The organism is Bittarella sp. HCP28S3_D9, assembly GCF_052065655.1.
In the GTDB taxonomy this organism is placed as follows: Bacteria; Bacillota; Clostridia; order Oscillospirales; family Ruminococcaceae; genus Bittarella; species Bittarella massiliensis.
Window position 1 is genome coordinate 257,412 of sequence record NZ_JBQHTP010000002.1, and the last position, 25,228, is coordinate 282,639.

Annotated in this window: 26 protein-coding genes; 15 read left to right on the plus strand and 11 right to left on the minus strand. The window is 64.9% G+C overall.

All coding sequences use genetic code 11. The annotated features are described in order from the left end of the window. Window positions 1-59: 59 nt before the first annotated feature. Window positions 60-320, minus strand: a complete 261-nt coding sequence (locus ACTNAU_RS02600; RefSeq protein WP_441097463.1) for a hypothetical protein — start codon at window positions 318-320, stop codon at window positions 60-62. A 166-nt stretch (window positions 321-486) separates the two neighbouring features. Here ACTNAU_RS02600 and ACTNAU_RS02605 point away from each other — a divergent pair, with 166 nt between their 5' ends. Beyond that, window positions 487-1,209, plus strand: a complete 723-nt coding sequence (locus ACTNAU_RS02605) for a helix-turn-helix domain-containing protein (RefSeq protein WP_441097464.1) — start codon at window positions 487-489, stop codon at window positions 1,207-1,209. Between the two features lie 83 nt (window positions 1,210-1,292). On the opposite strand, the gene ACTNAU_RS02610 is transcribed toward ACTNAU_RS02605, so the two are convergent. Further along, the gene (locus tag ACTNAU_RS02610; protein WP_441097466.1) at window positions 1,293-2,405 is read right to left on the minus strand and encodes an anaerobic sulfatase maturase; all 1,113 of its coding nucleotides are present in this window, start codon (window positions 2,403-2,405) and stop codon (window positions 1,293-1,295) included. 317 nt (window positions 2,406-2,722) lie between these two features. Here ACTNAU_RS02610 and ACTNAU_RS02615 point away from each other — a divergent pair, with 317 nt between their 5' ends. Then, the gene (locus tag ACTNAU_RS02615; protein ID WP_021658022.1) at window positions 2,723-2,929 is read left to right on the plus strand and encodes a helix-turn-helix transcriptional regulator; all 207 of its coding nucleotides are present in this window, start codon (window positions 2,723-2,725) and stop codon (window positions 2,927-2,929) included. A gap of 1 nt (window position 2,930) precedes the next feature. Continuing rightward, window positions 2,931-3,407 (plus strand): hypothetical protein, encoded by a 477-nt coding sequence (locus tag ACTNAU_RS02620; protein WP_216400847.1) that lies wholly within the window; start codon window positions 2,931-2,933, stop codon window positions 3,405-3,407. Window positions 3,408-3,502: 95 nt separating this feature from the next. Here ACTNAU_RS02620 and ACTNAU_RS02625 read toward each other — a convergent pair whose 3' ends face one another. After that, window positions 3,503-5,140 (minus strand): sulfatase family protein, encoded by a 1,638-nt coding sequence (locus ACTNAU_RS02625; RefSeq protein WP_441097467.1) that lies wholly within the window; start codon window positions 5,138-5,140, stop codon window positions 3,503-3,505. 22 nt (window positions 5,141-5,162) lie between these two features. After that, the gene (locus tag ACTNAU_RS02630) at window positions 5,163-5,285 is read right to left on the minus strand and encodes a hypothetical protein (RefSeq protein WP_441097468.1); all 123 of its coding nucleotides are present in this window, start codon (window positions 5,283-5,285) and stop codon (window positions 5,163-5,165) included. Between the two features lie 148 nt (window positions 5,286-5,433). On the opposite strand from ACTNAU_RS02630, the gene ACTNAU_RS02635 reads away from it, so the two are divergent. From ACTNAU_RS02635 to ACTNAU_RS02645, 3 genes are all read left to right on the plus strand, one after another. Next, entirely contained in the window at window positions 5,434-6,144 is a 711-nt protein-coding gene (locus tag ACTNAU_RS02635; protein WP_441097469.1) for a Crp/Fnr family transcriptional regulator, read from the plus strand. A 120-nt stretch (window positions 6,145-6,264) separates the two neighbouring features. Next, window positions 6,265-7,023 carry a glycerophosphodiester phosphodiesterase gene (locus ACTNAU_RS02640; RefSeq protein ID WP_256135211.1) on the plus strand — a complete coding sequence of 253 codons (759 nt, stop codon included), beginning with the start codon at window positions 6,265-6,267 and terminating at the stop codon, window positions 7,021-7,023. 243 nt (window positions 7,024-7,266) lie between these two features. Continuing rightward, on the plus strand, window positions 7,267-8,358 hold the full coding sequence (locus tag ACTNAU_RS02645) for a BMP family lipoprotein (protein ID WP_256135212.1): 1,092 nt from the start codon (window positions 7,267-7,269) through the stop codon (window positions 8,356-8,358). A 78-nt stretch (window positions 8,359-8,436) separates the two neighbouring features. Here the strand turns inward: ACTNAU_RS02645 and ACTNAU_RS02650 are convergent, their stop codons facing one another. Continuing rightward, window positions 8,437-10,074, minus strand: coding sequence for a sulfatase family protein (locus tag ACTNAU_RS02650; RefSeq protein WP_441097470.1), 1,638 nt, complete (start codon window positions 10,072-10,074; stop codon window positions 8,437-8,439). An 84-nt stretch (window positions 10,075-10,158) separates the two neighbouring features. Between ACTNAU_RS02650 and ACTNAU_RS02655 the strand changes: the two genes are divergently transcribed. From ACTNAU_RS02655 to ACTNAU_RS02665, 3 genes are all read left to right on the plus strand, one after another. Beyond that, on the plus strand, window positions 10,159-10,872 hold the full coding sequence (locus ACTNAU_RS02655) for a Crp/Fnr family transcriptional regulator (protein WP_185915614.1): 714 nt from the start codon (window positions 10,159-10,161) through the stop codon (window positions 10,870-10,872). 341 nt (window positions 10,873-11,213) lie between these two features. Then, window positions 11,214-12,305 carry a BMP family lipoprotein gene (locus ACTNAU_RS02660; RefSeq protein WP_256135214.1) on the plus strand — a complete coding sequence of 364 codons (1,092 nt, stop codon included), beginning with the start codon at window positions 11,214-11,216 and terminating at the stop codon, window positions 12,303-12,305. A gap of 247 nt (window positions 12,306-12,552) precedes the next feature. After that, a complete protein-coding gene (locus ACTNAU_RS02665; protein WP_353653886.1) occupies window positions 12,553-12,936 on the plus strand; it encodes a metal-dependent transcriptional regulator in 384 nt (127 codons plus the stop codon). Window positions 12,937-13,009: 73 nt separating this feature from the next. Here ACTNAU_RS02665 and ACTNAU_RS02670 read toward each other — a convergent pair whose 3' ends face one another. The 5 genes from ACTNAU_RS02670 to ACTNAU_RS02690 form a co-directional block, all read right to left on the minus strand. Then, window positions 13,010-14,206 carry an LL-diaminopimelate aminotransferase gene (locus tag ACTNAU_RS02670; protein WP_441097472.1) on the minus strand — a complete coding sequence of 399 codons (1,197 nt, stop codon included), beginning with the start codon at window positions 14,204-14,206 and terminating at the stop codon, window positions 13,010-13,012. Window positions 14,207-14,276: 70 nt separating this feature from the next. After that, entirely contained in the window at window positions 14,277-15,902 is a 1,626-nt protein-coding gene (locus ACTNAU_RS02675) for a CTP synthase (RefSeq protein ID WP_441097473.1), read from the minus strand. A 36-nt stretch (window positions 15,903-15,938) separates the two neighbouring features. Beyond that, window positions 15,939-16,778 (minus strand): diaminopimelate epimerase, encoded by an 840-nt coding sequence (gene dapF, locus ACTNAU_RS02680; RefSeq protein WP_441097474.1) that lies wholly within the window; start codon window positions 16,776-16,778, stop codon window positions 15,939-15,941. A 19-nt stretch (window positions 16,779-16,797) separates the two neighbouring features. Beyond that, window positions 16,798-17,367 carry an ANTAR domain-containing response regulator gene (locus tag ACTNAU_RS02685; protein ID WP_256135217.1) on the minus strand — a complete coding sequence of 190 codons (570 nt, stop codon included), beginning with the start codon at window positions 17,365-17,367 and terminating at the stop codon, window positions 16,798-16,800. 35 nt (window positions 17,368-17,402) lie between these two features. After that, window positions 17,403-18,656, minus strand: coding sequence for a glutamine synthetase family protein (locus ACTNAU_RS02690; RefSeq protein WP_441097475.1), 1,254 nt, complete (start codon window positions 18,654-18,656; stop codon window positions 17,403-17,405). 559 nt (window positions 18,657-19,215) lie between these two features. Here ACTNAU_RS02690 and ACTNAU_RS02695 point away from each other — a divergent pair. The 5 genes from ACTNAU_RS02695 (at window position 19,216) to ACTNAU_RS02715 (ending at window position 23,456) form a co-directional block, all read left to right on the plus strand. Next, the gene (locus tag ACTNAU_RS02695; protein WP_441097476.1) at window positions 19,216-21,315 is read left to right on the plus strand and encodes a glutamine synthetase III family protein; all 2,100 of its coding nucleotides are present in this window, start codon (window positions 19,216-19,218) and stop codon (window positions 21,313-21,315) included. A 277-nt stretch (window positions 21,316-21,592) separates the two neighbouring features. Further along, entirely contained in the window at window positions 21,593-21,739 is a 147-nt protein-coding gene (locus ACTNAU_RS02700; protein WP_216400837.1) for a hypothetical protein, read from the plus strand. 97 nt (window positions 21,740-21,836) lie between these two features. Next, complete coding sequence (locus ACTNAU_RS02705) at window positions 21,837-22,193, plus strand: DUF134 domain-containing protein (protein WP_059003460.1); 357 nt, start codon at window positions 21,837-21,839, stop codon at window positions 22,191-22,193. A gap of 4 nt (window positions 22,194-22,197) precedes the next feature. After that, window positions 22,198-23,049, plus strand: coding sequence for an Mrp/NBP35 family ATP-binding protein (locus ACTNAU_RS02710; RefSeq protein WP_185915606.1), 852 nt, complete (start codon window positions 22,198-22,200; stop codon window positions 23,047-23,049). Further along, window positions 23,046-23,456, plus strand: coding sequence for a NifB/NifX family molybdenum-iron cluster-binding protein (locus tag ACTNAU_RS02715; protein WP_256135220.1), 411 nt, complete (start codon window positions 23,046-23,048; stop codon window positions 23,454-23,456). The genes ACTNAU_RS02710 and ACTNAU_RS02715 overlap by 4 nt, the downstream gene beginning before the upstream one ends. Before the next feature lie 76 nt (window positions 23,457-23,532). Here ACTNAU_RS02715 and ACTNAU_RS02720 read toward each other — a convergent pair whose 3' ends face one another. Further along, window positions 23,533-24,219: a phosphoribosylanthranilate isomerase gene (locus ACTNAU_RS02720; RefSeq protein ID WP_441097477.1), complete on the minus strand. Its 687-nt coding sequence runs from the start codon at window positions 24,217-24,219 to the stop codon at window positions 23,533-23,535. A 559-nt stretch (window positions 24,220-24,778) separates the two neighbouring features. Between ACTNAU_RS02720 and ACTNAU_RS02725 the strand changes: the two genes are divergently transcribed. Then, complete coding sequence (locus tag ACTNAU_RS02725) at window positions 24,779-25,222, plus strand: NfeD family protein (protein ID WP_185915604.1); 444 nt, start codon at window positions 24,779-24,781, stop codon at window positions 25,220-25,222. Window positions 25,223-25,228 lie beyond the last annotated feature (6 nt).

The window sequence follows — 25,228 nt, forward strand, 5'->3', positions numbered from 1 at the left end:
AAGCCACACCCCCATCTCCCCCCTCCCGAGAAGGGGGAGCGCTTCCTCTTTGCCAGCTTTTACGCAGCGCTGCCCCTGCTGCGGGGGGCCAGCTGGGGCCGAAACGCGCCCCCTGCCGACCGGGCGGCGGGCTGGGGACGGCGGGCAGGACGGCAGCGGCGAGCCGGGCGCAGCAGGCTGCTCCAGCAGAGGACGGCGACCGAGGCCAGGCAGGTGATGAAGGCCTGTCCCACCGAGAAGAACCCGGCGTCAAGGGCGCCGGCGGCAAAGAAGAGGGCGGCGATGGCCAGCCCGGTGAAGATGGATCTATATGTTTTCATACGTCTCTCTCCTTCTTGTAAGCAAAGGGCATGTACAAGTTTCTTGTGTGACCTCAGTGTACCGCAAGAAACTTGTGTTGTCAATAGAAAAATCAAATTTCTTGTACTTTTTCCTTGACCGCGGCTGGAGCGCATGTTAGAATATGAACAAAAGGAGGGCTTAACAGTGGGCATTGGCAAACAGATACGGGCCGGGCGGGAGCGCCTCGGCCTCACCCAGGGCGAACTGGCCAAACAGCTTGGCATCACCAAATCTGCCGTGGGGAACTACGAAAATGAAGTCAGCCACCCCAAGGAACCTGTACTCTACAAGCTGTTTCAGGTCCTGGGGTGCGACGCCAACTACCTCTTTGCCGGGCACTACCCCGCCGGTCCCGCAGGGGTGCAGGCAGCCCTCACCGCGGAGGAGGAGGCCCTGCTCAGCGGCTACCGCCAGCTGGACGACTACAGCCGCGAACTGGTGGAGACCATCCTGCAAAAGGAGGTGGAGCGCTGCCGCCGGGCCAAAACCGCCGCCCGCCGGGCCAGCACCAAGATCATCCCCTTTTACGCCCTGCCGGTCTCGGCCGGCACCGGCGTCTACCTGGACTCCAGCGATACCGAGGACCTGGAGGTCCCCCTGACCCCCGCCTCGGCCCGGGCCGACTTTGCCCTGCGGGTCTGCGGCGACAGCATGATGCCCGACTACCTGGACGGCGACATCCTGCTGGTGCGCCAGCAGGAGGCGGTGCCGGTGGGGGAGCTGGGGGTCTTCACCCTGGACGGCGAGGGCTACTTCAAGCGCTTTGGGGGCGACCGGCTGATCTCCCTCAACCCCGCCTACCCGGACATCCCCCTGGCCCGGTTCGAGCAGGTCTCCTGCAGCGGCCAGGTGGTGGGGAAGCTCTGATTTTCCCCTTCTGCAAAAAAAGAGAGAGCGCCTGTCCTTTTCCCCCTCTCTGGGAAAAGGACAGGCGCTCTTTTTTGCGCTCTCTACCGCCCGTCTCGCCGCACGTAGGGCACCAACTTCTGCAGTCGGGGCCAGGCGTACTCCAAAAACCGGCGGGTGGCGGCGCACCAGCGGTATTCCCCCAAGCCGCCCGGGGTCTCCCGCTCCCGGCGGCAACCGCCCCCGCAGAGGGGCCGCCAGCGGCAGCCGCCGCAGCGGGGCGACAGGGGCAGCGGGGCGGTGAACTCGCCCGAGCGGGGAGACTGCAGCAGGTCGGAGAGGTCGTCTTCGCCGATCTCCCCCAACTTCCACTGGGGGAGAACGTAGAAGTCGCAGGGGTAGACCGACCCGTCGGACTCCACCACCAGCTGGTTGGCGCAGCGCCCGCAGAGGCCGCACTCCTCTGGCGGGCGGCCGGCGGCCAGTCCCAGCAGGTTTTCAAAGTAGCGCACATTGACGTACCGCCCCCGCCGCAGGTCGCTGTGCCAGCGGTCGAAGATGCGGCAGAGAAAGTCGCCGTACTGCTTTTGGGTCAGGGCCTGGGGGCCGGCGGCCGGCTGTCCCAGGGGGGCCATACAGGGGATGAACTGCAGGTAGTCAAACCCCTGTTCCCGGTAAAAGTCCCAGACCCTGTCGGCCTGGCGGGCCACCGCCGGGGTCACCACCGTCAGGATATTCACCTCGGCCCCCGCCTCGCACAGCAGCTTGTGGGCGGCCAGCACCCGGCGAAAGGTGCCCTCTCCCCGGCTGTCCCGGCGAAAGGCGTCGTGGCTGGCGCGGGTGCCGTCGAGGGAGAGGCCCACCAAAAACCGCTCCCGGGCCAAAAAGGCGGCCCACTCGGCGTCGATGGAGCAGCCGTTGGTCTGAATGGCGTTCTCCACCCGCAGCCCCTCTCGCGAAAACTCCCTCTGCAGGGCCACCGCCCGGCGGAAGAAGTCCAGCCCGGCCAGGGTGGGCTCCCCCCCCTGAAAGGCAAAGCGGCAGGCCCCCTCGGCGGCGGCCATCCCCTTTTGGATGATTGCCGCCAGGGTCTCTTCCGACATCCGCTTGCCGCTGGGGCAGCCCCCCTTTTCGGCCAAATCGGCGTAAAAGCAGTAGCTGCAGCGCAGGTCGCAGGTGTCGGAGGCGGGCTTGATGAGCATACTCACAGCGGGCACGGCGCGCTTCCCCCTCTCTCTAAAGAACGCCCCGCCAAGGGGCCACGTCGCTCCCGCCGGGCGGGAACGGGTTTTCTGTCTTGCCGCCGGGCCCCCTCGCCCCGCCGCCGTCTGCCCGGACATCCGGGGCACAGGCGGCCGAGAGGCGGCCACGGCTTTTGCCCTTTATTATAGCGGATTCTCCCTCCGCTGAAAACGACAGCTGTCTATTTTTTCTCTTTCAAATTATTTTTGCAAAGTATGCTTGACATATTTTGCAAAGCATACTATACTAAAAATGCAAAGCAAACTTTGCTAACAAAAAGGGAGGGATGCCTGTGAAGAGCATCATCCGCCAGCTGCGCCGGGAGCGCAAACTCTCGCAGGAGGAGTTGGCCGCCGCCGTGGGCACCACCCGGCAGACCATCACCTCCATCGAGGTGGGGAAGTACACCGCCTCTCTGCCGCTGGCCTATAAAATTGCCCACTACTTTGGGCTGACCATCGAAGAAGTTTTCGACTTTTCAGATTGGGAGGAGAATTGAAATGGAAAAGAAACTCGAACGGATGCGCGCCACTCTGCGCCGCCGGCTGGCCTTTTTTGCCATGGGCAGCGGCTGCATCCTGCTGCTGGCCGTGCTGGCGGCGACCCGGACCCTGTCGCCCCTCGTCGGCGACACCCACTACGCCGACTTCTTTGCCGGCTTTCAGACGGGCATGATCTTTGGGCTGGAGGCGGTGGCCATCTTCTTTGTGGTGCGTTACCTCCTCGCCCTGCGCGACGACGCCCGGCTCACCGCCCTCCTGCTGGAAGAGCAGGACGAGCGCACCCAGTACGTGGAGCAGATGGCCGGCCGGTACAGCTGGCGGTGGATGACCATCCTGCTGCTGGCGGCAGCGGTGGTGGCGGGCTATTTCAGCATCGGGGCCTTTGTGGCCCTGGTCTGTGCCGCCCTGGCCGAGGCCCTGCTCACCGGCATCCTGCGCTTTCACTTCAACCGGCAGACCGGCGGGACCGACTGATCCTCGGCCGCCGCACAAAACAAACAAAAAAAGAGGGGATCGGGGCTGACAGCCCCGGTCCCCTCTCGCCGTTTTCCCATCTCAAAAGGTCGGCTCTAGTAGTTGCCCTGCTCTTTGGCCCGCTCCATCAGCGCGTCGATGCGCTCTTCGGAGTAGCCCGCCCGCTGCAGGATGTCGCGGGTGTGGTTGAGGCTCAACTTGACGGTGGGCTCCTTCTCAATGGCCCAGAGCACCTCGTCGAGCATGTCGTTGAGGGCCTCTTTCTCCCCCTCTTTGACCAGCATCTTCACAAAGTTGGGGAAGTTCTCCTCCCAGTAGAGGATCGGCTGGTAGCGGGGGCGCTTCTCAAAGTCGCCGTTCACAATGCCGCCCTTCAGCCCGTAGCGCGCCTCGTAGCGGATCAGCCGCTGGCGCAGCCGGTCAGCCACCGCCCGCATCTCGGGGGTGCCGCCGCCATATAGGAGGTTCTCGGTCTCCTGCGGGTCGGCCACCATGTCAAAGAGCTGCTCGTCGTCGCCGTAGGAATAGACGTACTTGTACCGCTCGTCCCGCAGCATGCACCAGCGCTTGCTGTCCCTCTGGTGCTCCACATACTGGTAGCGCCGGTCCTTGACCCCCTCGCCAAGGACGCTCTCCCCCGGCAGGTCGTAGACGTCGGGGTACTCGGCCCCGGCGGCGTCCAGGAAGGTGGGCAGCACGTCGTTGAGGTCGACAAAGCGGGGATCCCTCTCTCCCGCCCCCACCTGTTTGGGCCAGTGGACGATGAAGGGGATCTTGCAGGAGGGGTCGTAGGGGAGGAATTTCTGGTAGGTGCCCAGGTCCCCCAGCATCTCGCCGTGGTCGCTGGTGAAGAGGATCAGGGTGTCGTCGTAGAGGTCCAACTCCTTGAGTTTCTCCACGATCCGCCCCACCTGGAAGTCCACGTAGGAGATGGCCGCCGCGTACATCTCCCGCATCCGCTGCACCGCCTCGGGGGTGGGCAGGTCGCCCAGGGTCTTGTTCTCCTCGGCCAGCAGGCCCAGGGGGGTCTTGGGGACAGAGGGAGCCGGCAGCTTGCCCTTGTACATCTCGGCCCACTCGTCGGGGATGTGCAGGGGGGGATGGGGGTGGATGAACCCGGTCCAGAGGAGGAAGGGCCGCCGGCCCCGCTGCTCGTCCAGATACTGGATCGAGCGGTCGGCCACCCAGTGGGAGCCGTGCAGCTCTTCGGGCATCAGGGCCCGCTGGGGCTGCATGTAGAGGCAGTGGCGCACCCCGTTGATGCTCTGCAGGTTGCCGTAGCCCTTCTCCTTCAAAAAGAGCATGTAGTCGTCGGCCTCCCTGTCGGGGGGGACCTCGTCCATGTTGAAGAAGTGGTCAAAGCCGTTCATCCGCCGCTCGGGCTGAAAGTGCATCTTCCCCACGGCGCAGGTGTCGTAGCCGTTGTCCGAGAGGATCTGGGGGAAGGTGGGCAGGTAGTAGGGCAGGGGCTTGGCCTCGTCCCCGAAGTAGTTGTCGTCAAAGCCATGGTGGCGGTCGGTGAGCCCGGTGAGCAGGTTGTGCCGGGCGGGGATACAGACCGGGTTGGGGGAGTAGGCGTTTTCATACACCCTTCCCTCGGCGGCCAGGGCGTCGATGTTGGGCGTCTGCATGAAGTCGGCCCCGTAGCAGCCCAGGTAGTCGCTGCGCAGCTGATCGCAGGTGATGAGGAGGATGTTGGGACGCCGGTCCTCCTGGTTGACTCGGTAACGCATGGTAACCATCCTTTCCATTGATTCAGATCCGCTGGCCGGGCCGGGTGGGCGCGGAGAGGCGGTCTTCGCGGGAAGTGGGCGGGGCGGCATACCGCCCCAGCTTTGCCTCCATTATAGCTTCCAGCCCCCGGTCGGAAAACGACACCTGTCATCTTTGCCGCAAAAATTTGCCCGACGCCCGGGGCAGATCGCCTGTCAAAAGCGGGGAATTTGCCCGGTATTTCTTGTATAAATCGGCCGCCTGTGCTAATCTGGTGGGGAGAGAAACACCTTAATAAAAGGCGGTGATAGAGATGGGCGAACCACTGGAGCGCTGGCCCTGGGCGGCCAACCTCTTCTCCCTCCTCCCCCCCGAGGAGAAAGAGAAGATCACCCTGGTGGAGCAGGCCGCCCGCCAGACCCTGATCGAAAAGGACAGCTTTGCCCCGCCCGACCTGTTTTTGGTGGTCAAAGGGGTGTGCGAACTGTACAGCGCCTTCTCCCTGGCGGGGGACAACGACCTGGGCTACCGCATCTGCGCCAACCAGTTCATCGGCCTGTCGGAAATCGTCAGCCCCGTCCCCATGAAGCGGACGGCGGCGGTGGTGGCCAAGACCCCCCTCTGCGCCCTGCGCATCCGGGGGGAGGACTTTCTGCGCTGGAGCCAGGCCTGCCTGCCGGTCTACAACGCCGTGATTTTTGAGAGCTTGGAGCAAAAGCACCGCCTGCAGACGCTCTACCGCAACTGCTCGGTCACCGACTCGGTGCTGGCCGGGGCCTATTACCTAGACTACCTCTACGGGGTCTACCTGGGCTGCTATCCCGAGGGCTACCAGGGCCCGGTGCGGCTGTGGGAGACCCAGTCCGAGATCGCCCAGTCCATCCGCCGGGACCCCCGCTCGGTGGCCCGCATCATCCAAAAGTTGCGGGAAGCCGGCTGCGTGGGGGTGGAGCGGGGAAAGGTGGTCATCACCCCCGCCCAGCGAAAGACCCTGCGCCGCTTTATCGAGGAGCGCTCCCTCTAAAACCGGGGGAGCGCCCCTTTTTGCAAAAAAGCCGACAGCTGTCCTATTTTTTAAAGGGCAGCTCTGCTACACTGAAAAAAATGCCCGCGGGCAGACCAGCGAAAGGAGTGCGACGGCAACATGACCCTCTTTGAAGAGATCGCCCAGAGCCGGGGCAAACGGCTGTTGGTGGGGGGCCACCGGGGACACCTCTCCCAGGTGCGGGAAAACACCCTCGAAAACTTTGCGGAGGTGGCAGGGCTGGGCCTCTCCCACATCGAGATCGACGTCCAGCTCTCCAAGGACCAGGTGGCCATGGTCTACCACGACCTGGACCTGAGCGAGCGCTCCCCCCTGCCGGGGCGGGTGGCCGACTACACCGCAGCCGAGCTGAAGGCGGCCTTCTCCATCAACACCTTGGACGAGTGCCTGGCCTGGTGCCGGGCGCGGGAGCTGCCCGCCGCCCTGGAAATCAAGTGCGAGCTGCTGCAGATGGCCCCCACCATGCCCCGCCTGGCCGAGGAGATCGCCCGCTCGGTCGAGGCGCACGACTTTGCCGAGTACAGCTTCGTCTTTGGCACCGACTACCGCACCCTGCGCCAAATCAAGCAGCTGCTGCCAAAGGCCCATCTGGGGCTGATCGTCCCCTTTGTCCCCGCCGACCCGGTGCGGCTGATGGCGGAGATGGAGGCCGAGATCTACCTCTGCTACATCGACAACCTCTGCCCCGCGCTGGTGGCGCAGCTGCACCGGGCGGGCTACCTGGTGGACGGCTCGGTCATCAACAGCGAGGGGCGGCTGCGCCAGGCCCTGGCCCTGGGGGTCGACCTAATTGAATCGGACCACCCGGAGGAGATGCTCCCCCTCTGCCGGCAGCTGGAAGCGCAGGCAGACAGATAAAGAAAGCGGGCCCCATTGTCGGTGGGCCCGCTTTCTTAACAGAGAGGGCAGGCCAACTCTCCCAGAAACCGGAAAACCGCCAATGTAGGCGCTTCGCCCCTCCCCTTTTCTTTTGCAAAATAGACATTTGTCATATTTCCCCTCAAAATCGCCGTGCTATACTAAATCCAGTAGCAGCCGGATAGACCCGCTCGCCAGAGGGGACGCCGGCTTTGGATACGACTTTTAAAAGGAGTGTGTATGATGAAAAAGATTGGAGCCGTTTCGCTGGCCTGCCTGTTGGCGGCCTCCGCCCTCCTCTCCGGTTGCGGCAAGTCCGACGACAAGGGGGACGCCACCTCCAGTGGCGGCAGCGAGTACAAGAGCATCGGTTACGTCTGCAGCGCCCTGGGCGACAAGTCCTTCACCGACCTGTCCTGGTCGGGCATTCAGCGGACCGCCAGCGACCTGGGGATGACCGCCAAGGCCATCGAGTGGGGGACCGACAAGTCCAAGATGGAGCCCTGCATCCGCGACGCCGCCGAGAGCTATGACATCGTCCTCTTCAACGGCAACGAGTACGTGGAGATCCTGCAGCGCATCCACACCGACTACCCCGACGTGAAGTTTATCGCCACCGACATGACCCCGACCCTGGAGTGGGACATCCCCAACCTCTTCGGCGTCAACTCCAAACAGCACCAGGGCGACTTCCTGGCCGGGGCCCTGGCCCAGAAGATGTCCAAGACCGGCACCATCGGCCTGGTTGCGGGCACCGACACCGTCTCGATCAACGACTTTATCATCGGCTACGTGCAGGGGTCCCTGCAGGCCAACCCCAGCGGCAAGGTGGCCCACTCCTTCATCGGCAGCTACACCGACACCGCCAAAGCCAAAGAGCTGGCCCTGGTGCAGATCAACCAGTCCAAGGCCGACATCATCCACCAGGTGGCCGGCGGCGCCGGGCTGGGCGTCTTTGAGGCCTGCAAGGACAACGGCATCTGGGGCATCGGCGTGGACGCCGACCAGCGCGAGTTCTTCATCGACAGCAAGGCCGATCTGGCCGACGTCATCCTCACCTCGATGATGAAGCGCAACGACATGTCCATGGAAAAGGCCATCCGCGACACCGTGGCCGGCACCGCCGAGTACGGCAAGCTGAACATGTGGGGCGTGGCCGAGGGCGTCACCGTCCTGGCCAAGAACGACTTCTACAAGGCCAATGTCCCCCAGGAGACCCAGGACTACATCGACGATCTGGAAAAGAAGATCGCCTCGGGCGAGCTGGTGGTCAAGACCGTCTACGGCATGGAGCAGGACGAGTTCGTCTCCATCCGCGACAGCGTCAAGCCGTAAACCCCCTCTGAAACCTCCCCTTCACCCATAAAAAAAGGACTTCGGATTTTTTCCGAAGTCCTTTTTCTCTGTGCAATGTCAGCCGTTGCCCTGCGCCTTGGCCCGCTCCATCAGCGCGTCGACCCGCTCTTCGGCGTAGCCCGCCCGCAGCAGGATGTCCCGGGCGTGGGTCTGTGCCGGTTTGGAGGTGGGCTCCTTTTGGATGGCCCAGAGCACCTCGTCGAGCATGTCGTCCAGCTCCTCTCTCTCCCCCTCCCTGACCAGGGAGCGGACAAAGGGGGGAAAGTTCTCCTCCCAGTAGAGGGACGGCTGGTAGCGGGGGCGCTTCTCAAAGTCGCCGTTCACAATGCCGCCCTTCAGCCCGTAGCGCGCCTCGTAGCGGATCAGCCGCCGGCGCAGCTTGTCAGCCACCGCCCGCATCTCAGGGGTGCCGTCGCCATACAGGAGGTTCTCGGTCTCCTGCGGGTCGGCCGCCATGTCAAAGAGCTGCTCGTCGTCTCCGTAGGAGTAGACGTACTTGTACCGCTCGTCCCGCAGCATGCACCAGCGCTTGCTCCCCTGCTGGTGTTCGGCGTACTGGTAGCGCCGATCCTTGACCCCCTCGCCAAAGACGCTCTCCCCCGGCAGGTCGTAGACGTCGGGGTACTCGGCCCCGGCGGCGTCCAAAAAGGTGGGGAGGATGTCGTAGAGGTCGACAAAGCGGGGATCCCTCTCCCCGGCCCCCACCCGCTGCGGCCAGCGCAGGACAAACGGGACCTTGCAGGAGGCGTCGTAGGGGAGGAATTTCTGGTAGGTGCCCAGGTCCCCCAGCATCTCGCCGTGGTCGCTGGTGAAGAGGATCAGGGTGTCGTCGTAGAGGTCTAGCTCTTTCAGTTTCTCCACGATCCGCCCCACCTGGTGGTCGCAGTAGGAGACGCAGGCCGCGTAGAGCTCCCGCATCCGCTGGAGGGAGGCGTCGTCGGCCAGGTCGCCCAGGGTCTTGTTCTCCTCGGCCAGCAGGCCCAGGGGGGTCTTGGGGACCGCCGGGGCGGGCAGCTTGCCGGCGTACATCTCGGCCCACTCGTCGGGCGCGTCAAAGGGCGGGTGGGGGTGGATAAAGCTGGTCCAGAGGAGGAAGGGCCGCCGGCCCCGCTGCTCGTCCAGGTACTGGATCGAGCGGTCGGCCACCCAGCGGGAGCCGTGCAGCGCCTCGGGCAGCAGGCTGCGCTGGGGCTGCATGTAGAGGCAGTGGCGCACCCCGTGAACACTCTGCACCCGGCCGTAGCCCTGCTCTTTGAGAAATTGCAGATAGCTGTCCGCCTCTCGGGAGGAGGGGCCCTCCTCCATGGCGAAGAAGTGGTCGAACCCGCTGGCCCGCCGCTCGGGCTGAAAGTGCATCTTCCCCACGGCGCAGGTGTCGTAGCCGCTGTCCGAGAGGATCTGGGGGAAGGTGGGCAGCTTGTAGGAGAGGGGCGGGGCGTCGGGGGCCCAGCGGTTGTCGTAAAACTGGTGGTGCCGGCAGCCCAGCCCGGTGAGCAGCCCCATGCGGGCGGGGATGCAGACCGGGTTGGGGGAGTAGGCGTTTTCATACACCCTTCCCTCGGCGGCCAGGGCGTCGATATGGGGCGTCTGCATGAAGTCGGCCCCGTAGCAGCCCAGGTAGTCGCTGCGCAGCTGGTCGCAGGTGATGAGGAGGATATTGGGGCGCCGGTCCTCCCGGTTGACGCGAAAGCGCATGAAGGTTCATCCTTTCCATTGTATTGACCCGCCGCCTGTGCTATCCTAAAAGACAGGGATACAGGAGAACGGAGGCGGTGATCGGTGACACATTTGCTGGAGCAGTGGCCCCAGGCGGCCCCCTTTTTTGAGGGGCTGCCCCAGGAGGAGCAGGAGAAGATCGAGCTGTGCCAGATCGGCCCGGGGGAGCTCCTCATCGAGAAGGACAGCTTTGCCCCGCCCGACCTGTTCTTTCTGGTCCGGGGGGTGTGCGAGCACTTTCGCGCCTTCGCCGAGAGCGGCGACAACGACCTGACGGGCATCCGCCTCTTTGCCGGACAGTTCATCGGGGTGGCGGAGATCCTCTCCCCCCAGCCCATGAAGCGGCGCAACCAGGTGCGGGCCAAGACCCAGGTCTCGGCCCTGCGCATCCGGGGGGAGGACTTTCTGCGCTGGAGCCAGATCTGCCTGCCGGTCTACAACGCCATCCTCCTCTACATCATCGAGCAAAAGCACGACGACCAGCGCCTCTACCGGGAGTGCAACGTCAACAACTCCCTGCTGGCGGGGGCCCGCTATCTCAGCTTCCTCTACTCCATCTACCGCGACTGCTGCGAGCCCGACGAGGAGGGGGCCATCCGCATCCTCGAGACCCGCTCGGAGATCGGCCGCTACATCGGCCGCGACCCCCGCTCGGTGGACCGCATCATCCAAAAGCTGCGGGAAAAGGGGTATGTGGGGGGCTCCCACCGCAAGATCACCGTCACCGAGGAGCAGCACCAGCGGCTTCTCGATCTGGTGGAGGAGCTGACCCTCTGATGGGACACCCCCATTATAGCCGCCTCCAGAAGGGGGGAAAACGACAGCTGTCGCATTCTCCTCCACCGGCAAGACAGGGGCGGTGGAGGGGCTCATTTTTCCAAATCGGGCAAAAGAGGGACAGATGGCAGCGTTTTGCCTGGGCGATTTCACCGAAAAATCGAAAACCCGTTTGTTTTTTTGGGGGAAGCGACAATTGTCGTTTCCCCCCTTTTGCGGCCATGCTACACTGTTTGCAGCAACTGGGGACACAGGATTCGCCGACAGGGCCCGTCTGGCGAGCGCTCGCCCCCTCCGCCAATCGAATACTTTGAGACATGAGAAAAAGGAGCGACATCGCAATGAAAAAGACTGGAGCCATCGCCCTGGCGTGCCTATTGACCGCCTCTGCCCTGCTCACCGGCTGCGGCCAGTCCGGCGAGGGCGGAGACGCCTCTTCCGCCAGCGGCAGCGAGTACAAAAGCGTGGGCTACATCTGCGCCCAGCTGGGCGACAAATCCTTCAACGACCTCTCCTGGTCGGGGGTGCAGAAGGCCGCTCAGGAAATCGACCTGAACGCCAAGTGCATCGAGTACGGCACCGACAAGTCCAAGATGGAGCCGTCCGTCCGCGACGCGGCCGAGGGCTACGACATTGTGGTGATGAACGGCAACGAGTTCTATGAGATCCTCGACCGCATCTACACCGAGTACCCCGACACCAAGTTCATCGTCACCGATCTGACCCCCACCACCGAGGTGAACATCCCCAACGTCTTCGCCGTCATGAGCAAGCAGCACGAGGGCGAATACCTGGCCGGCGCCCTGGCCCAGAAGATGTCCAAGACCGGCACCATCGGCCTGGTGGCCGGCGCCGACACCGTGCCCATCAACAACTTCATCATCGGCTACATCCAGGGCTCGCTGGAGGCCAACCCCAGCGGCAAGGTGGCCAACTCCTTCATCGGCGGCTTCACCGACACCGCCAAGGCCAAAGAGCTGGCCCTGGTGCAGGCCAACCAGATGAGGGCCGACGTCATCCACCAGGTGGCCGGCGGCGCCGGGCTGGGCGTCTTTGAGGCCTGCAAGGACAAGGGCCTCTGGGGCATCGGCGTGGACGCCGACCAGCGCGAGTTCTTCATCGACACCAAGCCGGAAATCGCCGACGTCATCCTCACCTCTATGACCAAGCGCAACGACATCACCATGGCCAAGGCCATCAAAGACACCGTCGAGGGCACCGCCGAGTACGGCAAGCTCTACAAGTGGGGCCTCAAAGAGGGGATCACCGTCCTCGCCGAGAACGACTACTACAAGGCCCAGGTCCCCCAGGAGACCCAGGACTACATCGGCGGCCTCTCCGCCAAGATCGCCTCGGGCGAGATCGAGGTGAAGATGGTCTACGGAATGGACCAGGACGAGTACGTCACCTTCCGCGACAGCGTCAAGCCGTAAATCCCCCTTTCAACTGCTTTCCCCAAAAATCCATAGAGGGCGGCGGCGCTCGGCTTCCTCAAGGCCGGGCGCCGCCGCTTGCCGTCTCCCCCGGCGAGAGGGGGAAACCCAAACTCCCCCGGCCGGCGATTGCGGCGCGGGGGAGAATGTGTTAAAATACCTTTATAAGCGGCCTCGCGCCGCCCCCGGCCGCCTTCTGCCCGGGGCCATCTCTCCGCCCTGCGGGCGGACCTTTGGGAGGTGCACCGTGAAACTGCAAGAGTCGGGTGAAAACTATCTGGAGACCATCCTTCTCCTCCGCCAGCGGCAGGGGCACGTCCGCTCCATCGACGTGGCCACCGAACTGGGCTTCTCCAAGCCCAGCATCAGCCGGGCCATCGGCATCCTCAAATCCGCCGGCTACGTGCAGGTGGGGGAAGGGGGCAACATCCTCCTCACCGAGGCGGGGCAGCAAAAGGCCGAGGCGGTCTATGAGCGCCACCGGCTGATCTCCCGCTACCTGGTCCTCACCCTCGGCGTCCCGGCGGAGATCGCCGACGCCGACGCCTGTCGCATCGAGCACATCATCAGCCAGGAGTCCTTCGACCAAATCAAGGCCTTCGTCGCCCGGGAGGACGGCGAGGGGCGTTGACTTCCTCTACACCCACAGATAGGGGGCCCTTTCCCGGCGGGAAAGGGCCCCCTATCTTTTTTTCCGCCGGGTCTTACCCGGCCAGTCCCCTGGCCCGGTAGAGCTCCTGCAGGGCCGCAATGGCCTGACAGGTCTCCTCGCGGCTGCCAAAGCCGGTGAGGCGAAAATACCCCTCGCCGTTTCTGCCAAACCCGGCGCCGGGCACCCCGGCCACCCCGGCCTCGCGCAGGAGCAGGTCAAAAAACTCCCAGGAGCCCATCCCCTCCGGGCAGGCCATCCAGATGTAGGGGGAGCAGACCCCGCCGGTAAACCAGACCCCCAACTCCCGCAGGGCGGCGGCGATCAGGGCGGCGTTCTCCCGGTAAAAGGCGGTGGCCTCGCCGGTCTGCCGCCGCCCCTCGGGGGTGAAGACCGCGGCCGCCCCCCGCTGCACCACATAGGAGACGCCGTTAAATTTGGTGGTCTGGCGGCGCAGCCACATCCGGTTGAGGGACATCCCCTCCCGCTCCAGGGTCCGGGGCACCACGGTGTAGCCGCAGCGCATCCCGGTAAAACCGGCGGTCTTGGAGAGGGAGCTGATTTCGATGGCGCACTCCTTGGCCCCCTCCACCTCGTAGATGCTGTGGGGCAGGTCCCCCATCACAAAGCTCTCATAGGCCGCGTCGAAAAGAATGACGGCCCCCCGCGCCCGGGCGTAGTCCACCCAGCTCTGCAGCATCGCGCGGGTGTAGACCGCGCCGGTGGGGTTGCCCGGGGAGCAGAGGTAGATGAGGTCGGCCTTCACCGAGGGGTCGGGCAGGGGGAGGAAGTCGTTTTCCTCCCCCCCATCCATAAAGAGGACTTTGCGGCCATCCATGGTGTTGGTGTCCAAGTAGACTGGGTAGACCGGGTCGGGGATGAGGGCGGTGTTCTCTTTAGAGAAGAGGTCGAGGATGTTCCCCAAATCGCTGTTGGCCCCATCGCTGACAAAAATCTCCTCCAGGTCCAGGGAGACCCCGAACGCGGCGTAGTACTGCTGAATCCTCTCCCGCAAAAAGTCATACCCCTGCTCGGGCCCATACCCGCGAAAGGTCTCGGCCGCCGACATCTCCTCCACCGCTTTGCCGAGGGCGCCGATGACCGCCGGGCAGAGAGGCAGGGTCACATCCCCCACCCCCAGGCGGTAGATGGGTTTGCCCGGGTGGCGCCTCCTCTCTTCCGCCACCCTTTTGGTGACGGTGGAAAAGAGGTAGTTTGGCTGTAAGTTGCGGTAGTTTCCGTTGATTTGCAATGGTGTTCCCCCCTGTCGGTACAGCGCGGCATTCAAACCGCCCTCCGGTCGCTTTCTCTCTCCTGTTGGCCTATTTGTCCCCTCTCCCCCGCTCCATGGCGGCCCCCACAAAGGCGCAGAAGGCGGGGTGGGGGCGGTTGGGCCGGCTCTTGAACTCGGGGTGATACTGCACCCCCACAAAGAAGCGGTTGTGGGGGATCTCCACCGCCTCCACCAGGCGGCCGTCGGGCGAGGTGCCGACGACCCGCATCCCCCCCTCTTCAAAGGCGGCGCGGAAGCGGGAATTGAACTCGTAACGGTGGCGGTGGCGCTCCGAAACAGCGGCTTCGCCGTAAGCCTCCCGCAGGAGCGACCCCTCGGCCAGGGCGCAGGGATAGGCCCCCAGCCGCATGGTCCCCCCCTTGGAGACGACCCCCTGTTGATCGGGCATCAGGTCGATGACCGGGTAGGGGGTATCGGGGGCAAACTCGCTGGAATTAGCCCCCGCCCAGCCCAGGGCGTGGCGGGCAAACTCGATGACCGCCACCTGCATCCCCAGGCAGATGCCCAGGTAGGGGATGTCGTTCTCCCGGGCGTAGCGGCAGGCGGCGATCTTGCCCTCCACCCCCCGGTCGCCAAATCCGCCGGGCACCAGCACCCCGCTGCAACCGCCCAACAGGGCCTCGGCAGTGTCGTCGGTCACCTCTTCGGCCTCCACCCAGCGAATGGTCACCTCCACCCCGTGGGCGCAGCCCGCGTGGCGCAGCGCCTCCGCCACCGAGAGGTAGGCGTCGTGCAGCCGGACGTATTTGCCCACCAGGGCGATCTCCACCTCGCCCCGGCAGGCGCCGATCCGGCGCAGCATCTCGTCCCACTCCGCCAGGTCGCAAGGGGGCAGTTCCTCCAGCCCCAGCCCCCGCAGCACGATGTCGGAGAAGTGCTGTTCCTCCAGCATCTTGGGGGCCTGATAGAGCACCGGCAGGGTGATGTTTTCAATGATGCAGTCGGGCTCCACATTGCAAAAGAGGGCGATCTTCTCCCGCACCTCTTCGCCGATGGGCCCGTCGGAGCGGGTGACGATGATGTCGGGGCGGATGCCCAGGCTCATCAGCTCCTTTACCGAGTGCTGGGTGGGCTTTGACTTGTACTCCTCCGACCCGGGGATATAGGGCACCAAGGTCACGTGGATGAAGAGGCAGTTCCCCGGCCCCTGTTCCTGGTCCACCTGGCGGATGGCCTCCAAAAAGGGCAGGCTCTCGATGTCGCCGGTGGTGCCGCCGATCTCGGTGATCACCACGTCGGCGTCGTCGCGCTCCCCCACCGAGTAGATAAAGTCCTTAATCTCGCCGGTGATGTGGGGGATGACCTGCACCGTCTCGCCCAGATACTCCCCCCGCCGCTCCTTTTGCAGCACGTTCCAGTAGACCTTGCCGGTGGTGAGGTTGGAAAATCGGTTGAGATTCTCGTCGATAAAGCGCTCGTAGTGGCCCAGGTCCAGGTCGGTCTCGGCCCCGTCCTCGGTGACAAAGACCTCGCCGTGTTGGTAGGGGCTCATGGTGCCGGGGTCCACGTTGATGTAGGGGTCCAACTTCTGGGCCATGACCTTGAGCCCCCGGCTCTTGAGCAACCTACCCAGAGAGGCGGCCGTGATCCCCTTGCCCAGCCCGGACACCACCCCGCCGGTGACAAATACGTACTTTCTCTTCTTCTGTTGCATCTCTCTTCCTCCCCACTCGCTCTCCGAGTCCTCTGTTTACCACTCCAGCTGGCCGCAGAAAACCGTCTCCGCCGGGCCGCTCAAATAGCACTCCCTCTCTCCCCAGCGGACTTGCAGCTGTCCCCCGGGCAGCGAGACGGCGATCTCCTCTTCCCGGCGGCAACGGCCGGCGGCGATGGCGGCCACCGCCGCCGCGCAGGCCCCGGTGCCGCAGGCCAAGGTCTCGCCGCTGCCCCGCTCGTAGACCCGCATCTTGATGGCCCGCTCCCCCAGCGGCTGTACAAACTCCGCGTTTATCCCCTCGGGGAAGAGGCCGCTCCCCGCAAACAGGGGCCCCAGGACCGTCAGGTCCAGTTCGTCCACACAGTCGACAAAGACCACACAGTGGGGGTTGCCCATGCTCACACAGGTGATCTGCCAGCGCTGTCCCCCGATCTTGACCGGCGCATTTACCACCCGCTCCCCCTGCAGCAGCACCGGCACCGCCGCCGGGCGCAGATCGGGCGGGCCCATCCCCACGGTGGCCCGGCGCGCAACGCCCCCCGCCACCTCCAGCTGCAACGCCTTGATGCCGCTGCCGGTCTCGACGCGCAGCGCGGTCTTTTTGCAGCGCCCGCTGTCGTAGAGGTATTTTCCCACACAGCGCACCCCGTTGCCGCACATCTTCCCCTCGCTGCCGTCAGCGTTGAAGATGCGCATCCGCGCGTCGGCCACCTCGCTGGGGAGGATGAGGATGACCCCGTCGCTCCCCACCCCAAAATGCCGGTCGGAAAAGCGTCGGGCAAGTCCCGCCGGGTCGGTGACCGGCTGGGCAAAACAGTCAAAGTAGAGGTAGTCGTTGCCGCACCCCTGCATCTTGGTAAAGCGGTATGTCACCGTCGGTCCCCCCAATCCCTCACTCTTTCTCGTAAGTCTGCAACACACTGCGGGCCACCTCAGCCCGGGTGAGGCGCATGTCCATGGCCTGCTTTTCGAGGTAGCGGTGGGCCTGGGGCTCGCTCATCTGCAAATACTGGATCAGGGCGCACTTGGCCCGGTCCACCAGCCGGATCTCGTCGATTTTCTTCTGCAGCTCGACATTCTCCCGCCGCAGGGTGTAGAGCCGCTGCCGGGCGATCTGGGCCATCCGCACCGCCTGGAAAAACAGCGGCTGGCTCATGGGTTTTGACACGGTGAACACCCCGCAGTGGCCCACCCGCTCCCCCACCTCGCCGGCGCGCTCCCTCCCCACAATCAGCACCACCCCGGCGTCGGTCCTGGCGGCGCAGTCGCAGCAAAATGGCTCCCCCGTCTCGTCCTGCAGGGGGGCGTTGCAGAGGATCAAGTCAAAGGTCTGCCGGGCGACGAGCTGCCGGGCCCGCGCCCCTGAACAGGCGCTCACCACCTGGCCATAGCCCGCCTGTTTCAGCAGGTCCGGCAGCGGTCCGCCGTCGCTGGCGCGCTGCACCAACAGGGCCGTCATCATCGCTCACTCCCCCTTTCCCGCACACGGCCGCCCCTTTAGCGGGGCTGCTGGCCGCCAAGCAGACTGTCCACGACCCCCTGGGGGAGCGCTGCCCGCACAAAGGCGCTCTCCCTGGCCAGCTGCGCAGCGGCGGCAAAGTCCTTGGGCAGGGGGCGCACCCCCCGCAAAATTTCTTTCGGGGCGGTGTAGAGGTTGTGATCGCAGGGGGGGCAGAGGGCCTTTTTCTCCCGCACCCCCTCGGCCCCGGCGCGCAGCAACAGGGCAAAGGCCAGGTAGGGGTTGCAGGCCGGGTCGGGGGAGCGCAGCTCCATGCGGGCATAGGGGCCGGCCGCCGCCGGAATGCGGATGAGCTGGGAGCGATTCTGGTGGGACCAGGAGAGGTATCCCGGCGCCTCGCAGCGGCCCAGCCGCTCGTAGGACTGGGACAGAGGGTTTAAAAAGGCGGTGATCTCCTCCACCCGGTTGAGGATCCCGGCGAGAAAGGCCTCCGCCTCTCGGCTGTGCCCCTGGCCCTGGGCCCGAAAGAGATTGACCCCGTCCCGGTGCAGCGAGAGGTTGACGTGCAGCCCGCTGCCGCTGGCGTCGGGCAGGGGTTTGGGGTCAAAGCTGGCGCAGAGGCCATTTTGCGCCGCCACCACCCGCACCACCGAGCGAAAGGTGGTGAGGTCATCGGCCGCCCGCAGGGGATCGGCGTACTTAAAGTCCACCTCATTTTGCCCCGGCCCCTGCTCGTGGTGGGAGCTCTCGGGGAGGATGCCCATTTCCTCCAGCGTCAGACAGATCTCCCGGCGAATATTTTCCCCCCGGTCGAGGGGCGCCATATCCAGGTAGCCCGCCCGGTCAAAGGGGATCTTGGTGGGCGCGCCGTCCTCCCCCTGCAAAAAGAGGTAGAACTCGCACTCGGCTCCCACCTTGGCAGTGTAGCCCATCTCGGCCAGCGCCCCTTCAGCTTGGCGGAGGAGGTAGCGCCCATCCCCGGCAAAGGGCCGCCCGTCCGGATGGCGGATATGGCAGAAAAACCGCACCACCCGCCCCTGCTGCGGCCGCCATGGCAGAATGGCCATCGTCCCCGGGTCGGGGAAGAGGAAGAGATCCGACTCCTCCACCTGCAAAAAGCCCCGCACCGCCGAGGCGTCAAAGGAGATGCCGGAGGAAAAGGCCCTCTCCAATTGGTCGGCCATGATGGCGATGTTTTTCGGCCGCCCAAAGACGTCGCAAAACGCCAGCCGAATGAACTTGACGTCGTTTTCCTCCACAAATTGGAGGATCTCTCCCACGGTGTAATCCACTGCTACTCCGTCCTTTCCCTGTTTGGCGGGCCCTGTCCCGCCCATCTTGCCCTGTGTCCGCCCTCTCCTCGGCCACAACCAAAAAAAGCGTCCACCGGAGAAGGGCCCTCGTCCCTTCCACGGTGAACGCCTTTGTTCACTTACTGGTGCAAGTATAGCCGATGAAAAAGCCGGTTGTCAACCCATTTTTTGGGCCGATCTGCCCACTGGATAAATTTTTTTTTGCGCCCCCACCAAAGCCCCTATATCGGTCGGGCCCCTCCGTTTGCCCCGCCCTCCCGCCGAAAAAAGGGCGGGCGGGGTGTTGACAACCGCCCCGGCCAGGGGTATACTGGCCGGCATAGAGAAACAGCAAAGGCGCTGCAGGCCCCGACGGGCCGGCAGCGCTTTTTTTGTCTGGGTCTCGAAAAAGCAGGCGCCAGGGCGGGGCCTCTCGCCCTGCCCGGCCGACCTGAGACAGCACCCCACTGCCCGCCGCTGCCCCCGCTCGAGGTGCGCGGTGGCAGGCAAAAAGAGAAAGCAGGGCGGAAAGCACCGCCCAGACGAGGAGGGATCGACTGTGAACACTGTGAGAGAGGTTTTTGGCAGCATGGTCTTTGGCGACGAGGTGATGCGAGAGCGGCTCCCCCGGGAGACCTATCTGGCCCTGCGGCGCACCATTCGGGAGGGGCGCAGCCTGGGGCGGGAAAACCAGGCGCTGGCCGACGTGGTGGCCAGCGCCATGAAGGACTGGGCCGTCGAGAAGGGGGCCACCCACTACACCCACTGGTTTCAGCCCATGACCGGCATCACCGCCGAAAAGCACGAGAGCTTTCTCGCCCCCACCGGGGAGGGGGCGGCCATCCTGGAGTTTTCAGGCAAGGAGCTGATCCGGGGAGAGCCCGACGCCTCCAGCTTCCCCTCTGGGGGGCTGCGGGCCACCTTTGAGGCCCGCGGCTACACCGCTTGGGACCCCACCTCCTACGCCTTTATCAAGGACGACACCCTCTGCATCCCCACGGCCTTCTGCTCCTACGGGGGGGAGGCGCTGGACAAAAAGACCCCCCTGCTGCGCTCGATGGAGGCCCTCAGCCGCCAGGCGGTGCGGGTGTTGCGGCTCTTCGGCGACCAGACCACCCAGCGGGTGAGCACCTCGGTCGGGGTGGAGCAGGAGTACTTTCTGGTGGACGAGCGGCTCTACGACCGGCGGCCCGACCTCAAGTACACCGGCCGCACCCTCTTTGGCGCCAAGGCCCCCAAGGGGCAGGAGCTGGACGACCACTACTTCGGCGCCCTCAAGGCCCGGGTCAAGGGCTTTATGGAGGAGCTGAACACCGAGCTCTGGAAGCTGGGGGTCTACGCCAAGACCGAGCACAACGAGGTGGCCCCCTCCCAGCACGAGCTGGCGCCGATCTACACCACCGCCAACATTGCCGCCGACCACAACCAGCTGACCATGGAGACCATGAAGAAGGTGGCCCGCCGCCACGGCTTTGTCTGCCTGCTGCACGAAAAGCCCTATGCCGGGGTCAACGGCTCGGGCAAGCACAACAACTGGTCCCTCCGCACCGACGGCGGGCAAAACCTGTTGGACCCCGGCGACACCCCGCGGGAAAACGCCCAGTTTCTCCTCTTTCTCTGCGCGGTCATCAAGGGGGTGGACGACTATCAGGACCTGCTGCGGGCCTCGGTGGCCACGGCGGGCAACGACCACCGGCTTGGCGCCAGCGAGGCGCCGCCGTCCATCCTCTCCATCTTCCTGGGCGACGAGCTCACCGCCGTGCTGCAGGCCATTGAAAGGGGGGAGCGCTACGACGGGGGCGGCCGGGGCGAACTGAAGGTGGGGGTGCACGTGCTGCCCAGGATCCCCCTGGACAACACCGACCGCAACCGCACCTCCCCCTTTGCCTTCACCGGCAACAAGTTTGAATTTCGCATGCCCGGCAGCGCCCTCTCCATCTCGGGGCCCAACACCATCTTAAACGCCATCGTCACCGAGAGCCTCGCCCAGTTCGCCGACGAGCTGGAGGGGGCCGAAGACTTTGACCAGGCCTTGGCCGAGCTGTTGGCGCGCACCGTCAAGGAGCACCGGCGGATCCTCTTCTCGGGCAACGGCTACAGCGACGACTGGGTGGAAGAGGCCCAGCGCCGGGGGCTGGCCAACCTGCCCTCAGCGGCCGACGCCATCCCCTGCTTTTTGCGGGAGAAAAACATCTCCCTGCTGGCCAAACACAAAATTTACAGCGAGGTGGAGCTGCGCTCCCGGGTGGATATCCTGCTGGAAAACTACGCCAAGGTGCTCTCCATCGAGGCCCAGACCATGTTGGAGATGGCCCGGCGGGACATCCTCCCCGCCGTCAGCCGCTACACCGGCCAGCTCTGCGCCGCAGTGAGCGCCAAGCGCGCCGTCTCCCCCGCCCTCTCCTGCCGCTGCGAGGAGAAGATCATCGACCGGCTGGCCGCCCTCAGCGGCTGCTTTGCAGAGGCCGTCGACACCCTAGAGGAGGCGCTGCTGGAGACCAAGAACTGCGCCGACTTGGAGGCCTGCGCCCGCCACTGCCGGGAAAAGGTCTTTCCCGCCATGCAGAAGTTGCGGGCCGTCACCGATGAGATGGAGACCCTCACCGCCGCCGACTGCTGGCCCTACCCCTCCTACGGGCAGCTGCTCTTCTCCGAGTAGCGCGCCCCTTCCCGCCTCTTCTGTTCCGGCGCTCTGCCCCACTTCCCTCCACGGGCGGTGAGCGGCGCCCACCCCATTCCAGCTGTCCCCGCCTTTCCCGACAGCTAGCAGCCAAGCACCCCGACAGGGCGGAGCGCCCCTCCCCCTCGCCGGGGTGTTTTTTGCCCTTTTTCCCCGGCAGGGGCGCCGAACAGCGGCAATTGTGCTATACTGAGGGGGAATTCAAACCGCCGTCGGGCCCCTGCGGCCCGCCGCGCCGTGAAAGGAGTGCTTTGCCGTGTATCCGACCCTGCTCACCCTCTCCCCCCTCACCGGGGACACCACTTCCACCCCCACCGGGCTCTACATCGCCCTGGGGGCGGCGGCCGTCCTCCTCATCGCCCTGGGGGTCTTTGCCGTCCTGCGCCGCCACCGGGACAAATAGCCCTTGACGCCCCCTTTGGGGTGCGGTATAATACTGCCGTATTGTGCATTTGCACAAAATAAATGTTTCAATCACTTTGCCGAAAGGGGGGGCTGCTGTGGCGCGCATCAAGAAGTGCAGAGAGGTCTGTTTCGTCCCCCGGTGCAGCCAGTTCTCCCCGCCCCATCCCCAGGGGAGCGTCCGCCTCAGCGTCGAGGAGTTGGAGGCGCTCCGCCTGTCGGATCTGGAGGGGCTCGACCAGCAGCTCGCCGCCGCACAGATGGGCGTCTCCCGCGGCACCTATCAGCGCATCCTCACCGCCGCCAGGCGGCAGGTGGCCGAGGCGGTGGTGGGGGGAAAGGCCCTGCTCATCGGCGGCGGCAGCTACCGGCTGCGCTGCCGGGCACTGGAGGGCCAGCCCCACCCCTGTTGCCAGCTGTGCGGCAAAACGGCAAAAGAAGATGGAGAGGAATGATTTGATGGCAGAGCAATGCACCCACGACTGCAGCAGCTGTTCCCAGTCCTGCTCCTCGAGAGAGCAGGCGGGTCCCGCCAGCTTTTTGGAGAAGCCCCACGAGCTGTCCTCGGTCAAACACGTAGTGGCGGTGGCCAGCGGCAAGGGGGGCGTGGGCAAGTCCTTCGTCACCTCGATGCTGGCCGTCGGCCTGGCCCGGCGCGGCTACAAGACCGCCGTGCTGGACGCCGACATCACCGGCCCCTCGATCCCCAAACTCTTTGGCATCCACGAGCAGGCCCAGTCCGACGGGTTGGGCATCTATCCCGCCCTCACCGGCCAGGGCACCCAGGTGATCTCCATCAACATGATGCTGGACACCGAGACCACGCCGGTCATCTGGCGGGGGCCGGTCATCGCCGGGGTGGTCAAACAGTTCTGGACCGACGTCATCTGGCGGGACGTGGACTTTCTCTTTGTGGACATGCCTCCGGGCACCGGCGACGTGCCCCTGACGGTCTTTCAGTCCCTGCCGGTGGACGGCTGCCTGGTGGTCTCCACCCCCCAGGACCTGGTGTCGATGATCGTCTCCAAGGCGGTGAACATGACGTCCGCCATGCACATCCCGGTGCTGGGCCTGCTGGAAAACATGAGCTACCTCGCCTGCCCCGACTGCGGCAAGCAGATCGAGCTGTTCGGCCACAGCAAGGCCGAGGCGGTGGCGAACCAGTTCTCCCTGCCCTTCCTGGGCCGGCTGCCCATCGACCCGGCGGTGGCCGCCCTCTGCGACGAGGGCCGCATCGAAGAGGTGCAGCTCCCGGCGCTGGACATCGCCTGCGACGCCGTCGAGGCCCTGATGGGAGGCGAGGAGAAGTGATCATCGCCATCCCCACCCTGGACGGACAGGTCTCCCACCACTTCGGCAAGACCCGCGACTTCACCCTCTTCACCGTCGAAGAGGGGAAGGTCGTCTCCACCCGGCAGATCCAAAACCTCATTCACAGCCACGACCTGCTGGGCGACCTGCTCAAGGAAAACGGAGTTGAGCTGGTCCTCTGCGGCGGCATGGGCCAGGGTGCCCAGAACAAGCTGACGGCCGAGGGCATCGCCTTTATCGGCGGCTGCGAGGGCCCCGTTGAGGCGGTCGTACAGCGCTACCTCGACGGGCAACTGCAGTTCGCCCCCCTCCCCTCCTGCGGCTGCGGCGGCCACCACGAAAAAGACGGTCACCACGACAGCTGCCAGGGCGAAATGGGCGGCTGCCAGGGCGGTTGCCACCACTAGTCTTTTTTCTGCACACAGACAAAAAACTCCCCGTGCTCTCTGGCACAGGGAGTTTTTATTTGCTGTATCGGGAAAACTAGATGCCCAGCTCCTTGGCGGCAGCCTGTGCATTCTCGCAGAAGGCGCGCACCTTGTCGATGTCCTTCTTGCCGATGTGGCTCTTCTCGCAGTTGGTCTTGGTCAGGGAGTCGACCCCCCAGGGCTTGACGGCGCGGACGGCGTCGGCCACGTTGTCGGGCCCCAGGCCGCCGGCGATGATGACCGGGCAGGAGGCCCGCTCGACAATGGCTCTATCCCAAGCCCAGTCGTGGGTGATGCCGGCGGCCCCGGTGCCGATAACCCCGGGCACCACCGAGTCGAGGATCAGCATGTCGCAGAACTTGCTGAAGGCGACCGCCCGCTCAATGGCCTCGGGCCCGCTCATGGGAACGGCCTGCATGATCTTCAGCCAGGGGTATTTGGCCTTCCAGGCAGCCACCTGCTCGGGGGTGGCGTCGTCCTCGGCGCCGGAGACGTGCAGCACGTCGGGGTGCAGCTTCTCGATGATCTCGATCTGCTCCTCCGGGGTGTCGTCGATGGTCAGGGCCACCTTGACGGCCCGGTCGCCCACGGCGTCAAAGATGGCCTTGCACTTGGCCATGGCCTCGTCTTTGCTCATGCCGGAATTCTTGGCGGTGGGGTTGACACCGATGTGGTCGGCGCCGGCCTCGACACAGGCCAGGGCCTCTTCAGGGGTCTGCATGGAATAAATTTGGGTGATCATGGGGCGTTCCTCCTTCAACTCTCGAACGGATGGCGGTTCTCGCTTGTTGCCTCTATTGTACCACCGGGCAAACGGCCTTTGCAATCCGCTTTCTGCCGAAATTGGAGGGCGCAAAGGGGCAAAAAAGGCCGGTCATATCGCCAGTTTCTCCATCTTGCCGGACAAATCGCGACCTTTTGAGAAAACTGCCAAAAGAGGGGCTGTTTTCCCCCGCAAAATGCACCAGCTGCGCTGCTTGCCCCCTCCTTTTGGGGGATTCGGCCAATTTGTGGGGGCAAAATCGTTTTTCCGGCCAAACTGTGGTATAATAACCGCAACGCGGTCATTGTTCCGAGAGGGCCGGGCAGAGGGCGCAATCCCTGTTTGCCCCCTGCCCCACAGCCAAATCCCCCGCGCGCTTTGCGCCCGGGAAAGCACGACCGCAAACGGCCGGAGCGCCGCGGCGGCGGGCAGCTTTTGTCCGCCCCGCTCCCCGCCCCTGCCGGCCGATCTCACCCGCTCCGCCGGCACTATCCAGCGCCGGCGCCGCCCGTCACCTTGCAAAGGAGGTTCTCTGCTCATGATCTACGCTGTGGGATGGCTGGTCGCCATCGCCGTCTTCGCCATTGCCGAGGCGGCGACCGTGGCCCTGGTGTCCATCTGGTTTGCCGCCGGCGGGGTGGCCGGCCTCATCACCTCCCTGTTCACCGAGTCCCTGTGGGTGCAGTTGCTGGTCTTTTTCGTGGTCAGTGGGCTGCTGCTGGCCGCCACCCGCCCCCTGTGCAAAAAGTTCTTGAGCGGCCGGTCCCAGCGGACCAATGCCGACATGGTCATCGGCAAAGAGGGGACCATCACCCAGGCCGTGGACAACCTGGCCCCCAGCGGGCGGGTCTTTGTCTGCGGGCAGAGCTGGGCCGCCCGCAGCGAGGGGGGCGAGACCATCCCCCAGGGCGCGGTGGTGCAAGTCTGCCGCATTGAAGGGGTCCGGCTCTTTGTCCGCCCCGCCGACGAGAAACCCCAATAACCAAAA